The organism is Streptomyces sp. NPDC026394 (assembly GCF_055567735.1).
On record NZ_JBVHPX010000001.1, the window covers coordinates 474320 to 488173 of the forward strand.

A 13854-nucleotide genomic window follows, 5' to 3' on the forward strand; every position below is an offset into this window, starting at 1 on the left:
GATGAGCTCGGTGCCCGCTCTACTTCCAGCCCGCCAGTTCGTCGGCGAAGTCGCGGAACGAGCGGTTGTTGCCGCTGGGGCGTGAGCTCACGTGACCGTGCTGGACCGCCGCCTCCATGATGGCTGGAGAGTGGGATTCGACATAGGTCGGTTTTCCCAGGTGCTTCTTCAGGTGTTCCTTCGGCTTGAGCAGTAGTGCCAGATCGCGACCGCAGTCCTGAGGACGCATCTCCCAGCCGGGCTTCACTTTGGGAAAGGCATCCGGAAACTGCATCAGCCAGGCTTCCATCTCGGCCACGGCCAACGCCAGTGCGGACTTGCAGGGAAGCCCCGCGCGTAGTTGGGCCGTGACATTGGCGCGCACGCTGTCGTACCTGTCGTCGGCCACGGTGTCCAGATCGGCGTGCACGACTATGCCGGCCAGCTCGGCGTTGCAGTCCTTGGCCCTGGCGAGAGCCCTCTTGCGGATCACCTCGACTCGCGGGCTGAGCTGCTCGATGGCTGCCGCCAGCCTGATCTCGTCCTTGATCTCTTCGATTCTGGGGCACGTCCCGGGGTAAAGGGCCGGTATCAGTTTCTTGAGAACCCCACGATCGTTTCCGCTCTCACCAGCGACGACGATGACAGATCGTCTCTTACCAGGGCGACGGGGGCTCACCGCGCCCCTCCTACCGAGCCTGAATACCAGAGATCGCCGAGAGGTTCGTGCTCGGATTCCTCCACGACGCCCCGGATATGTTTCGGTGTGCGGGCAGGGATGACCGAGGCGCCGCTCTTACGACGGTCGCAGGGGACCCACTCATCGATGCTGAGCTTGTTGACAAAAACCGGGGAGTGGGTCGTCACCAGGTACTGGCTGCGCTCGCCGGCCTCGCGGAGCCGTTCGGCCAGCAACTCCAGAGCGTGAGGATGGATCCCGTGGTCCACTTCCTCGATACAGGTCAGCAAGGGGGGATTGGGATCGTGGAAGATCGCGAGCATGCAGAGAATCCGGACTGTGCCCCAGGACGCTTCCGTCAGGGGGGTTCGGCCACGGAGACCCGTCTCCTCCAACTCCACTGCTGTGCGATGGTTCACCGCGTCGGGTGACGGCTTGACGAGGTGGATGTCCCGGATTTGGGGTACGACGGTTCTGACATCTTCCAGGAGCATGTCCCAGGCGTCGTCCCCGTCCTCCTTGAGTCTGCGCAGGAAGTCCGCGAGGTTGGCGGCGTCGCTCTCCAGGCATCGCCCGGAATCAGTGATCCCGTAGGGCTTGCGAGCCTCACGCACATCAGGATCGAACACCCGGATCTCGGAAAGATGACGCTTCAGGTCGGTCACGGCGCGGGTGGATGGAGCGGCCTCCGACAGCGAGGGCACATGTCCCAGGTGTAGGGCCGATGTCATGTGTTTGATGTCGGCCATACCGGCCGTGCGGTCGTCCGGCAGAGCGCTGTGGACCTTCAGCGAGCTGCTCGTCAGTTCCACCGAGGTCTCGCTGCCCTCTGCCGGGTGTTGGACGAAGCACTCGCGGCGGTATTGCGCGTAGCGCGCGCGTGCCCCTTCGGGGAGACGAGGGCGGGAGATGCTCAGTTCGTAGCGGTCGGGTGCTTCCTCCGAGGCGTAATCCGACCAGAGCCCCTCGACGCTCACCGTGATCCGCGACACCGGTTTGCGGCCACCGCGAAAGGCCAGGACGTCGAACCCGCCGCGGTCCTCAAGGGCCGCCTCGATCCCCGTGTTCGCGACGTCTCCCAGGAACTGGAGAGACTGCAACACGTTCGACTTGCCTGCCGCGTTCGGACCGGACAGGACGGTCAGCGGGCCCAGCGGCAGCTTCATGTCGGTCAGGGTCCGGAAGTTCCGCACCGTCAGACCGAGTATCCGGTGGTTCAACCCTCGCGCCCATCCTGGAGTAGCCGGGCGACAGGGACCCGGTCATTGAACTGGTCGGCGCACGGCAGACGGTACTGAGAGCCGCTGAGCGCGCCCCAGTCCCCCACGCGTGAGGTCCACTTGGCGCGTTCGACCACCGAGCAAGACGAATCGTACAACTTGCTTCACAGCGTCACCAGATTCTCGTGCACTTCGGCCAATCAGGCTGAAAGTGACCTCTTTACGGGGCCTTGACGTGCGACGACGCTGACAAGAAGGGAAAGCGTGCGGGCAGTTCCGAAGGGGAGCCGCGATGTCCGGACCGCTCTACGTTCCCGTTCTGCCCGTCCGCCAGCATGCCCGAATAGCTTATGAACGGCTCTGGCCTGACACACAGGCAGCGGTGGCGCCTCTCTGGAACCTCCCGCCCTCTCCTGGGATGCCTCCGGCAGCGCTGGGACAGGCTCCATGGCAGAAGGAACTGCTCCAAGTACAGCGTGTGCACCGCCACCACCCGGGCTGGATCGACGCCCCGTTTGCGGAGGCCGCACAGACGCTCGCACTCGCCGAGATCCTGGCCGAGTGCAGCGCGTGCTCTCCGTTGCTTCGTCCGGTGACCGGGCCCGAGCGGAGCGAGGACCAGCAGACAGTCGCGATGGAGACCGCCCGCCGCAGGGGCGGTGGGGTCGGTATCCGTGTCCGCCTGCCGGGGGAGTGGGACGGGGCCAACGTCAAATCCGTCAGGAGACTACTGGCCCGGGTCGGCCAGGGGATCCCCGTCGATCTGCTGCTGGACCTGGGCAGTGTGCTGCCCACTCGCCCCGACGCGAGCAAGGAAGCGTTGCGTGCTCTCGAAGCTCTGGTCGTCGGTCCCGACGACTGGCGGAACGTCGCCGTGCTCGGTGGGGGGTTCCCCCAGGCCACGGATGGCCTACTGGAATTGGGGCAGCTGCACGAAGAGCCCCGTGCCGACTGGGACATGTGGCACGAGATACGGGCGGACCCCCGAGGTCGCCTGCCACGGCTGCGGTTCGGCGACTACGGTGTGCAGCCCGCCACGGCCCTGGCCACGGCGCCAGGGGGCGGCGGGCCGCCCTGGGGAGTGCTCCGCTACACCACTGATCGCTCGTACGTGCTGTGCAAGGTGCTGAACGTAGGGCCGGACCGTGCGGCGGGCATCCGGGCCGCCGCCGGCCTGATCCGTGATCTGCCCGGCTTCCGGGGAGCGGCCGCCAGCGCCGGCGAGACCTGGCTGCGCGACTGCGCCACCGGGCTCATGATGAAGAAGGCAGGCTCCGGCACCCACACTCAGTGGCTCTGGACAGGCAACGCCCAGCACATCACGTACGTCGCCCGGTGCCTGCCCAGCAGCTGAGCCCGGTGGTCGAGCCCACCCGCCGGAGCACACCCGGATCAGTCGAAGAGAGGCGCAAGCGCGGCCTCGCCTGCCAGCACCCGCCACGCTGGTACCCGAACCGTCCGCCCCACCGGACACGCCTTCGCCCCATGGCCCCCGGACGGCAGCCCGGTCAGCAACTCGCTCCGCGCGTGTGTCAGTCGCAAGTGCCGAGCCGCGTCGCCGCCATGCGGCGGGCCAGGGTCGATCAGCACCGCAGTGTTCTCCCCTGCCGCGGTGAACAGCAGGTCCACCGGATGCCCGCCGACCATCGCGGCCCGTTCCAGATTGGTAATCCCGCGCTCGGCGAGGTACTGCTGGAGCCGGTCGGCGAGTTCCTCGCGGGACCCTCCTGACCGGGGCCCCGCCGCATAAGCGGCCGTCAGCGTCGACTCGTCGCCGTCCTCGCCCGCCTCCGACCCAAGCGGTACCGAGCGTCCGGCGAGGATCTGCGGCAGACCGCTCTGCTCCTGCCAGAACGCGCGACCGCCCACGGTGATCAGCTGTGACTTGGCCCGGGTGACGGCCACGTTCCACAGGTTGACCTGGCTCGACACCCAGTGCGTCGTGCGCGGTGGCGTGTTGTGCGTCGCCACCGGGCTCAGCACCATCACGTCGCGCTGCCCGCCCTGGAAGGCGTGTACCGTGCCGACCCGCACCCGGTCGTCGTCGCGCCACACCCGCGCCAGTGCCTCCTTCTGCGCCCGGAACGGCGTGACCACCCCCACCGTGGCGTCCTGCGGCAGCCGCGTCAGCAGCTCGTCCACCACTCGCCGTACGGCCTCGGCCTCCGTCGCGTTGCGCCAGGATCGCCCGTCGCCGCCCCGCGCCGAGTCGCCGTGCGCCACGTCGACCCAGCCCAGCACTGGTGCGGGGTCGGCGGCACCCACCGGGTCGGCTGCCGGGATCTGCCGCCGCACATCGGTGAGCACCCGCAATTGGCCCGCATAGCAGTAGCCGTTGACGACGTCGGCGATCCGAGGATGGCACCGGTAGTGCTCGTCGAGGAGCAGCGCCGAGTCGCCGTGCTGCTCGGCCGCGTGGTACGAGGAGTACACGTGGTACGTGAGCCGGTGGTCCTCCAGCTGCGCCGCGCTCAGCCCGGCTCTGACCCGCGCCTGCTGCTCCTGCTGCGGTGACACGCCGGGGATGTGCCCCAGCTGCATGGGGTCACCGATGATCAGCGCCCGGCGCGCCCGGAACAGCAGCGGCAGTACCGAGGGGATGGAGCACTGGCTCGCCTCGTCGATGACGACGAGGTCGAACAGCTTCGGAGCGAGTTCCAGCTGCCGCACCGAATGGGTGCTGATGGCCCACCCCTTGATGTGAGTCATCAGGTTCTTCTGGCTCCGCTGGTAGCCCGAGCGGCGCCGCAGCGCCTGGAGTCGCTGGCTCATGAGCCCGGGTGCCCTCGTCAGCGTCTCGGCGGACACCGCCCGGGACAGCTCCGCCGACAGCCGGGACAGCCCGTCCGCCGCCTCCAGCCGCGACTGCCGCAGCTTCTCCTCGTCCCACTCCCCGTGCCGGGAAACCAGCTCCCGCACCTCCCGTTCCACGGCTACCGCACCCGCCAGCGATTCCAGCAGTTCGGGCGGCACCGGCCGCCCGGTCGCCCATGCCGGCCACGACGGCACGTCCCCCTCCGGGGCACCGGCCACCGCCGAGACCAGCGCGGCGAGCGAGCGGCTCCGGCGCCACGTGCCGAGCAGCCACCAGCGGGCCCCGGCCGCCTTCCGCGCCCTGTCCTCCCAGCGCTTGAGCGCGGCCACACCGTCCTGGTCGGCCGTCCAGATGCCGTCCAGGACCGTCAGCGGCAGATCCAGTGAGGCAGCCCGCTCCTCCCGGTCCCGGAGCAGCTTCAGCAGCCGTTCTTCCTCGCCGACGCGGAGTGCCGCTTCCACCCGCAGTCCGTCGGCCGCCTTCCGGGAGTTGCGCAGTTCCCCGCCCACGGTGGCCGACCCGCGGCGCGGCGCCGGAGCGGGTTCACCGAGCAGCCGCTCCAGTTTCTCCGCCTCGCGCTCCAGCGCCTCGGAGTTGCCGGTGCGCATCAGCAGGCCGGGTGCGATGTCGTCGCAGCGTTCGGCGACGACGTTCACGGCCTCGTTGTTCGTCGACGCGACCAGTACGGACTGCCCGGCGGCGACACAGGTGGTGACCACGGCTGTGACGACCTCGCTCTTGCCCGTACCGGGCGGCCCGGTCGAGACCGTAAGGGGCCGCGTCATCGCCGCGGAGATGACCCGCTCCTGGCTCTCGTTGCACGGCCCGGGAGCCACCACGGCGGTGGACGTGGTGTGTGCGCCGTCGTCTCCACCGCCGCTGAGCAGCGCGTCCAGCGCGGTGCCGGAGATCTGCCCGGTCCGCGCCGACATCTGCAGCAGGTTGTCCACCAGGGCCTGCGTGGCGATGGCCTCCACACCCGTAGGCGCCAGCAGTACGGCCGCGTTGTGCGCACCGGGCCGCAACGCCTGCATCACCGACCGCTCGCTCAGCGCGGACGGATCGAGCGGCTCCAGTTCCGCCAGCCCCAGTTCTTCCAGCAGCTCCCGTACGGCCCGCAGCATCTGCGCGTCGTTGCCCTCCTGCCAGGCCGGCTGCCAGCGGGCGACGAGATCGGCCGCGTCCTCCGCGTCCAGCAGCTCCGAGACGACACCGGTGTGCAGGGACGGCACACCACTGGGCCGGAGCACGTCCCGGCCCTCCTCGTCCGGCGCGAGTTCCATCTGCTGGATGAGCAGCGGCGCCAGCTCCACCGCCGTACGGCGTCCTTGGCCCCCTCCTCGTACGGGCAGCGTGATCGCCGGATAGCCGTACCAGTACTCCTGCCGTGCGCCCGCGCCCCCGTCGCCGCCCGCTCCGGCCGGCCTGCTCTGCGGCTTGGGCAGCTGTCCGGGCGCGGGAAACGTGGAACCGCGACCCGACTGGATGGTCTCCTCGCCCTGGGCCAGCAGGAAGTACTTCGAGTCGCGCCCGCTGTCACGGTCGGGCCGCATGGCGGCCGCCGCCTGCGCGGTGAGGCAGTGCGCGTAGTACCGCAGCAGCCGTTGCCAGTCCACGCCGTCACGCGCGTCCAGCGCGGCCAGGTCTTGGGCCTTCAGCAGGGCGGGGGAGCGCCGCGCGGCCTCGGCAGCGTCGTGCGGCAGCGTCGGGATGTGCACCGGGCGCGCCACCGACCGAGCGAAGGGCAGGCTCCGCGTCGCCCTGATGGTGGACTTGGTGGGGCGCTGTTCCTCCGGTACGCCGTCACGAGCCATCTGCGCGGTGAGGTAGTCGAAGAGGTCGTCCGGCGTGATCCAGCCGCCACCCTTGATCCGTCCGTTGCGCAGCCCCTCCACAATCTCCCCGGTGAACCGGGACGTACCGAGATCCGATCCGGGCGGCGCCATCGCGGACGCCGACTGGAGGGCGTCGGATGCGGTGATGAAGTACACGCCGGTAGGCCGCAGCAGTGTGCTCGGCGCGGGCCGCGCGGGCCCCTCCGCGGGCCCCTTCGCAGTCCAGCCCTGTACGACGGAGCCGCTGGAACAGCAGTCCAGCAGCACCAGCTTCGAAGAGGCACGGCACGACTGGAGCATCCGCTCAAGGAACTCCGCCGGGACTGCCGTACCCGGCAGATCATCCGGGTCCGTATCCCTGGTCAGGAAGTACAGCTGGTTGTCGGCCTCACAGAACTCGCCGTGTCCGCTGAAGTACAGCAGCGCGGTCTCACTGGGCTGCCGCTCCGCCAGGTACGTCTCAATGGCGTGCAGCATCTCCGCGCGGGTCGGCTCGGCGACCATCCCGCACTCGTTGTACATGCCGATCTCGGTGTTCTCCAGCACCGCCCGCATGTAGTGCAGGTCGGCCCGCACGGGCGGCAGATCGTGATACGCCTCGCTGTCGTACGTGGACACGCCGACGAGCAGCGCGAACCGGTCGTTGTCAGTCATGCGCGCTCAGCTCGTCGCGGACGTGTCGCCGTCGCCGTCATCATCCGTGTGATCAGGCGTTCCGGCATCACCCGCCAGGAACCGGTCGATCCGTCCGTCGTCCTCCCGGGCCTCCCTGCCGGTGATGCGCAGGGTCGCGCCGTCGGGCCGCGTGGCGACGATCGTCCGCTGCGGTACGCGCGCCAGCCAGATCTGCACCCCGGCGGCGACCAGTGAACCGGCGCTGATCAATAGCCCGATCGCGTCGGAGGTCAGCCCTCCCTTGTCCGTCTCTTCGGCCGGCGGGCCCTGCCGGGGAACATCCAGTGCCGCCCCGGGATCGACGTCGGCGATCCCGGCCAGCAGTTCACGCGCTTCCTTGCGCGCCCGTAGCGGATCCTCGTCGATGATGGAGATCCGGTACCCGGTCCGGTTCTCGGGCGTGGTGGCCACAGTGCTTCCCCCTGATCTGCCGTGCTCCTGACGGAGGCATAGGCGCACGACGATAGTCGGCACGGCGGCAGGCGCGCACGTTTACGGAAGCCCGTCAGCAGCCGTCGGGAAATCCGCCGGCCGAGACGGCGCGGACGACTCGCCCGGCACCCACAACTCCGCCCAAACGGTCCTGCAGGGGCCGTTTACGCGCGGTGCGACCGCCCAACGCTACGCCAAGCGCGCCATGATGAACAGCTCCGCCCCGACTCCTCTTCCCCGGGCGGTTCCTGGGACGTAAGCAGTGGTACGCGCTCGGTGCGGGTGTCGGTGACCTCGACGCGCAGTACGCGCGGACTGTCGCCGCTCGCCGTCAGCCGCAAGTGAAAGTCCCGGTCGGGGACGTAGCCGTGCCGAACGGCATTCGCGGTCACCTCCGAAGCGATGAGTGACAGTGTCTCGTTGACGTCGCCGGTGTACGGATAGCCCCAGCAGTCCGGCCGGTGCGAGACAAGACGACGGAATGGCTCGCTCCGCGATGGGAGGACGTGAGGCACATCGAGAACCCCCAGGGCGCGTCGGGGCGGACGCTGGCCCTGGTGAGGGGCGAGTTTCGCTGTTCATGCGTCCACGCTGACGCCGTGGTTTTACCGTGATGAGATGCGACGCGCACACGGTTGGTCGCCGTTCGTGACCAACTGAGGCGTGTAGGGCGGTACGGAGCGTGAGGTCGACGCGGGGGCCGCGCTGTGCGGAGAGGCGGTACGGGACACGAGCGAACCGATGGAGCCGACTACCGAAGAGGATTCTGGAACGACGAGGAGGCGGGCGCGAACTATGGAATCCTGCGCGTCTTCGGGCGGCAGCCGAAGCTGTTCCGGATGAGGGGACTCCAAAGACACAGTCCGTCGTGGCCTTGTGATCGATGCTGCGGCTTGGGCCGCGTTTGTCGGCTTCCTCGTCCGGTGGAGACACCCTGGCGGGTCGTTGAGGATCTGCCCCTGACAACTTGCAGGGGCATACCTTCGCCGACCGTGGCCACCGGCTACGTGTGTACCTCTCCACGAGCAGGCGGGGTCCAGTGCCCATCGGTGATCTCCGTGTCCAACCGCGCTTGGAAGTGGGCGTGCGCAGCCCTCATCTCGGCCTCGCGGTCGGCCTTGTAGAAGGGGGCCTGGTAGCCCTCTGGAGGAGGGGTGCCGTCCGGGTCCTCCAGGTGGGCGAGGAGATCGAGGTAGTCCTGCTTGGTCTGGCCGTGCCCGTACGTGTTGAAGTCGCCCGCTATCTTGCGGCCGTTGACGTCGAAGTAGGTATCCGACTCGTAGGCGTACAGCTGTGGGTAGCGCGACTTGAAGATCGCGACGAGCTGGTCGGCGGTGATGCCGAGCCAGACGGAGACGAGGGCATCGAGTTCCACGAGGGCGGCGCGGCGCTCGTGTTCGGTGCGGAGTGGGGTGCCGTACTCCCAGGCGGGCTTGAGGCCGGCGGCGAGCGGTCCCAAATGGGGCCAGCAGGGGTTGGCCCAGTCTTCGTAGCCCGCCCAGTGATGGTCGAATAGTTTTGCCCAAAGAGGGGCGTAGTGAGTGGTGAGCGCGTTCAGGCGGAGGCTGCGGAGGAGGAGGGCTGGGGCGAGGGGGTGCTCCGGATCAGGGGCAGGCATCTTATGGGCCTCAGCGACGCGAAGGTCAGAGCGACCAGTGATACGAAGCAAGTAGTCCAGTGGCAGCGATGCCCAAAATCCTGCGTTGAGCACAGTCATTCGCTCGTCCGTCAACGCCAATGAATGTACCGCGTCGATGTGGGCGGGGCCAGGCGGAATAAGGGCGGCATGCAAGCTTCGGCTGGTATTGAAGGGGATCATCCTCCGCCAAGCCAGTCGAAAGTGCGAAGTAGAGGATTTTCCGAGCCAGGACTCTTGTGCTGCCAGATATGTCGACTCGTCGGTGGCTCGCATGTAGTTAGTGACTGGGACATGTGCTTCGGGGAGCTCGGTAGGCGCAAGGGCGTTCCAGTGTCTTTGATTCTTGCAAGGAATCATAGGCTCGTTAGAGAAAGGCAGCGCAAATGAGAAGTGCGGCCCTTGCAGGACGACGTCCGACAACTTGGTGACGGCCTGATTTCCCCAGCGGATCAGTCCGTCTTTCTTGGCGCCGGCTTCGTGGTATCCGCTAGTGATCATCGGGCGGTAGTCGGCCAGACTGCTGCCATAGGCAGCCAGAGCCTCGATTGCCCCTTGCTCGCCGACGAGGACCGGATACAGCAGAGGGGTTTGTGTCGCCCCACCCGCCGACCCCGTCAGGGCGTGCCAACTGGTCAGCAAGGCCGCGTCCACGTGAACCACACGCTCACGGTGCGGTCGGATATCCCACGAGCCATTATGTTTAATGCCAGGAGCTGTGCCCTGTCCGTCGTGGGTCAGCGAGTTAGGAAGTGCATCAGCATCGCGGAGTTGGCTCACGTGAACAAAGTTGGGCTCCTGCGGCGTGCCGTAGATGTGCATCCCAAATTCTTGGGACCGGGAAAGATCTTCGAACGCCCAGTTCGCCGAGTTGACGAAATGTGCATGGATCCGAAGATGCCGGTATGCCGCAGCTCGGATAGTTCCCTCGCGAATGCCGCCGAAGTGCGTATCAGGATGAATCAAGCCCGCGCTACCGCGAGGTGAGATGCGCTGCCACACCTGAGCCATGAAGGCTCGATAGAGGTCGCCTTGGGTGCCAAGTAGGAGAGGATAGGTGACGGGGCTGCCGAGCGTAGAGACGGCTCCTGCGTGAGCGGTTAGCTCGTTGAGGAGAAATGTCTTACCGTTCGTATGGGTGGCCAGCGTCTCTTCCTTTTGGAGGCGCCATTGTGATGCGCTGGGTTTTTCTGTCAGTACAAACCACGGCTCCAGCTCGGCAAGAATTATGTCCTCCTCCCACCTCGGCCGAACCCAAGGCGGATTCCCCACCTGCAAGTCAAACCCACCCCGCGCAAACACCTGCGCGAACTCCAACTCCCAGTGGAAGAACCCCTGAGCCTTCGCCACATCCTTCGCGACGCCCGCCCACAGGAACCGGTCCTCCAGCCGCTGGAACCGCTCCATGCCCATCCACTCGGGCAACTCGTCCTCGTACACGGACAAGTCGTCCAGCGTGCTGAACGTCGACACCAACGACTCTTCCGGCACGTCCTGCGTGCCCAGCAGCGCCTCCGCGAAGTCGAGCCAGTCCTCCAGCTTCGCCAGCGGAATGACCTCGCGGCGCTGCCCCTTGAGCTGCTCCGTGCGGCGTCCGGTGCGGCGGCGCGACACCGAGTCACGCGTCAGGGTCATCTGCTTCGGCTCGGCGGTGAAGCCCGGCAGGGCGTCCGCCTCCCAGACCATCAGGACGCCGGAGTCCTCTGGACCGGCCCCCGACTCCTCACTGGCCTCTGTCCCCTCGGCGAGCGCCGCAGCCCCCGCCGCCTCGAACTCAGCCGCCCGTTCCGCCAGCGCCTCGGCCCGCACGTACCGCTCATCCGTACCGTCCAGCAGCGACGCGCTCTCTACCGGCCAGAACCACAGCGCGCACCACGTGTCCATGAGCGTCTTCAGCCGCCAGTACGGAGTGTCCTCGGCGTGGAGGTCGGCCAGCACCGCGTCTCGCTGTACCGCGACTTTCGGCCGCCGCAGCCAGTCGCTCTCCGCGCCCCACACCTCGATCCGCCGGGAGATGTCCCGCTCCGACAGCTTCAGCCTCTGTACGACCAGGTCCCACAGGTACTCGGCCCGCCGGGCGAGCCCCTGGAGCCGGGCCGTCTGCTTCGCCGTCGGGGACTTCGTGATGGCCTTCCGCCATGCGCCCAGCGCCTTCGCTTCCTGCGGGGCGAGCGCCTTCGCCTCCTTCTCGGCCGCGACCGCGCCCCACTCCTTGGCGGGGAGCAGGAAGTGATGTACCGCCCCTTCCGGTAGCGACGCACCGCCCACCGCGTCCGCCAACGTGAAACGCTCCGGAGTGGCTCCCAGCCAGCCGCCCTTCTTGAGGCGTTCCGCGCCGTACACCTCCCGCCGTCCGCCGATCAAGGAGTTGCCGCGCCGCAGGTGCAGCCCGAACCAGGGGGCTTCCATTCCGGGGTGCATGGTGTTGAGCCAGAGTGAGACCTCGGCCAGTTCCACGGCCGTCTCGTTGAGGTCCACGCCGTACGAGTTGTGCAGGGCGATGTACGCCTTGGCCTTCTGGAGTTCTACGGCGTACTGCTCCGTGTCGATCGACCGCCCGGTCTCGACCTGGCGGCGCCGCAGGTATTCTACCGCGACCTGGTTGATCGCCTCGTTGAGGAACGCGCCCGACCCGAGGGCTGGTTCACAGATCTTCCAGTCCAGCAGCTCCCGCGCACCCGTCTCCTCGGTGAGAAGCTGTTGGAGGGCCAACTGCACGGTGACCTTCGTCAGCGACTCCGGCGTGTAGTACGACGCCGAGGTCTGCCGGTCGCGGCCGGAGAGGCGGTACACGAATGAACCCGGGGCGTACCGCGCCCGGACGTTCTCGCCCGTGTGCCGGTCCCGGCGCCGTACGAACACCGCGTCGTCGTAGTCGTCGATCCTCGACCTGGGGACCAGCCAGGAGCCGTCCTTGGGGTCACCGCCCTTGGCGACCTCGTACAGCTCCTCGCCCGCGATGAAGCCGCTGTAGGACATCAGCCCCTCGTACACCGCGCCGAGCTGGTTGATGCCGAGCTGCGCGTACGAGATGAAGCCGCCGCGTTCGCCCTTCCTGCCCTGGGTGATCATCAGGCTGTGCAGCACCTGGTGGAGCGTGGCGTTGCGCAGCCGGGTGTCGAGGTAGCGGACGGACTCGCCCCGGGCCAGGGCCTCGTCGGAGTCGAAGCGCGGATCGGCGAGGCTGTCGGCGCCGATCAACTGGATCGATTCCCGCTCGAACAACTTGCTGTGCAGCGGCTCGAAGCGCAGACCGATGTCCTCACTGGTCTTCGCGTCGGCGCCGTCGGGGGCCGCCTCCACGCCGTGCGTGCGGAGCGAGCGGTAGCCGTCCTGCACCTTCTTGAAGAGCAGGTCCAGTGATTCGTACAGGTAGAAGCCCTTGCGGGCGGTGTCGCCGATCGGTTCCCGGTCGGCGATCAGTTCACCGAGCCGTCCGAGCCCGTACCCCTGGTGGTACTCGGGATAGTCGGCGGGCAGAATGCCCAGCTCGGGGCGGGCCTCCGCGTACAGGAGGAACAGAATCCGGTAGAGGTAGCGCAGCGACTCGCGCGTCAGCCGGCGGCCCAGCTCCGGCAGCTCGCCGATGTCCTCCGGACGTACGCCCTGATCGCGCAGGCGCTCCAGCACTTCGCCGGCGATCAGCTCGACGCTCTTGCGCAGGCCGTCGCGCAGTTCGTTGGACACGCCCACCGCGTGCTTCGCCGACTTGTCGACGAGCGCGGACAGCGGGTTCTCGCCGCCTTCCTCCGGGGTGCGGAGCGAGTCCGCGCTGAACAGCGCGGCCACCGTGTCGAGTTCGCCGCCCACCTTGGTGTCGTTGCGCTGGAGCGCCGTGTCCAGGGAAACCCCGAGGTACCGGCTCTCGCCCCACACCGCGCGGTCGGCGAGGACGATCACGCCGCCGCCGAGCAGCAGCACGTACCGAGGCGGCTCCTCGCAGGCGAAGAGGAACTTGGCCAGCTTGTCCCCGGTCTCCACGGGGGCCGCGCCGTCGAGCGGCACCGGCTCCAGCAGCCGGCCCCGGCCATTCTTGTCGAGGGCCGCGTCGGGTTCGGCGGCCCAACCGCAGTCGACCGCGACCAAGCCCTTCTCGGCGTGGGCGACAGGGATCTCGTACGTCTGCCCGGCCCGCGTCACCGTGAGCGTAGTCGGCTTGGCGTCGTAGCCGAGGGCGCGCAGCACCTCCGCGTTGAGCGAGTGCACTCGCTCCCGCCACTTGGCGTCGCCGTAAGTGGCCTCCTTCTCTTCGCGCTCCCGCACTACAGGAAGGCCGTCGTTGTCCGTGGGGACGGCGAAGAAGGACCGCGCGCGGAAGTAGTCGCGGCGCAGCGCCCGCAGGCCGGCCCGGGGGGTGATCGGCAGCTCGTCGCCGCCGGGCGCCGCCGCGGTGAGAACCGCGGCGTCCGGGCCGCGCTCGCTCCCGGCGGACGGCTTCGCCGCCTCCTCGCGTTCCTTCCACACCTGTAGCAGGCCCGACTTGAGGTCCTTCGGCAGTACCTCGGCCAGATAGTGGGCCGAGAAGTAGTCGCCGCGGTTGACCAGGGAGTCGTACGTCATGAAAGGGCTTCTCTCAGAAGGTC

Annotated in this window: 6 protein-coding genes; 1 reads left to right on the plus strand and 5 read right to left on the minus strand. The window is 68.1% G+C overall.

Annotated features, from left to right (window positions below; translation table 11 throughout):
• Positions 1-19: 19 nt before the first annotated feature.
• Both ACZ4QV_RS02075 and ACZ4QV_RS02080 read right to left on the minus strand, forming a co-directional pair.
• Entirely contained in the window at positions 20-658 is a 639-nt protein-coding gene (locus tag ACZ4QV_RS02075; RefSeq protein WP_361634215.1) for a hypothetical protein, read from the minus strand.
• A complete protein-coding gene (locus ACZ4QV_RS02080; RefSeq protein ID WP_361634261.1) occupies positions 655-1851 on the minus strand; it encodes an AAA family ATPase in 1197 nt (398 codons plus the stop codon). The genes ACZ4QV_RS02075 and ACZ4QV_RS02080 overlap by 4 nt, the downstream gene beginning before the upstream one ends.
• Before the next feature lie 319 nt (positions 1852-2170).
• Here ACZ4QV_RS02080 and ACZ4QV_RS02085 point away from each other — a divergent pair, with 319 nt between their 5' ends.
• Positions 2171-3232, plus strand: a complete 1062-nt coding sequence (locus tag ACZ4QV_RS02085) for a beta family protein (RefSeq protein WP_361634212.1) — start codon at positions 2171-2173, stop codon at positions 3230-3232.
• A 38-nt stretch (positions 3233-3270) separates the two neighbouring features.
• Here ACZ4QV_RS02085 and ACZ4QV_RS02090 read toward each other — a convergent pair whose 3' ends face one another.
• The 3 genes from ACZ4QV_RS02090 to ACZ4QV_RS02100 all read right to left on the minus strand — a co-directional run bounded on the left by ACZ4QV_RS02090 (position 3271) and on the right by ACZ4QV_RS02100 (position 13831).
• Entirely contained in the window at positions 3271-7182 is a 3912-nt protein-coding gene (locus ACZ4QV_RS02090; protein WP_361634209.1) for a caspase, EACC1-associated type, read from the minus strand.
• 6 nt (positions 7183-7188) lie between these two features.
• Entirely contained in the window at positions 7189-7614 is a 426-nt protein-coding gene (locus ACZ4QV_RS02095; RefSeq protein ID WP_361634206.1) for a hypothetical protein, read from the minus strand.
• Positions 7615-8638: 1024 nt separating this feature from the next.
• The gene (locus ACZ4QV_RS02100; protein ID WP_361634204.1) at positions 8639-13831 is read right to left on the minus strand and encodes an Eco57I restriction-modification methylase domain-containing protein; all 5193 of its coding nucleotides are present in this window, start codon (positions 13829-13831) and stop codon (positions 8639-8641) included.
• Between the last annotated feature and the right edge of the window lie 23 nt (positions 13832-13854).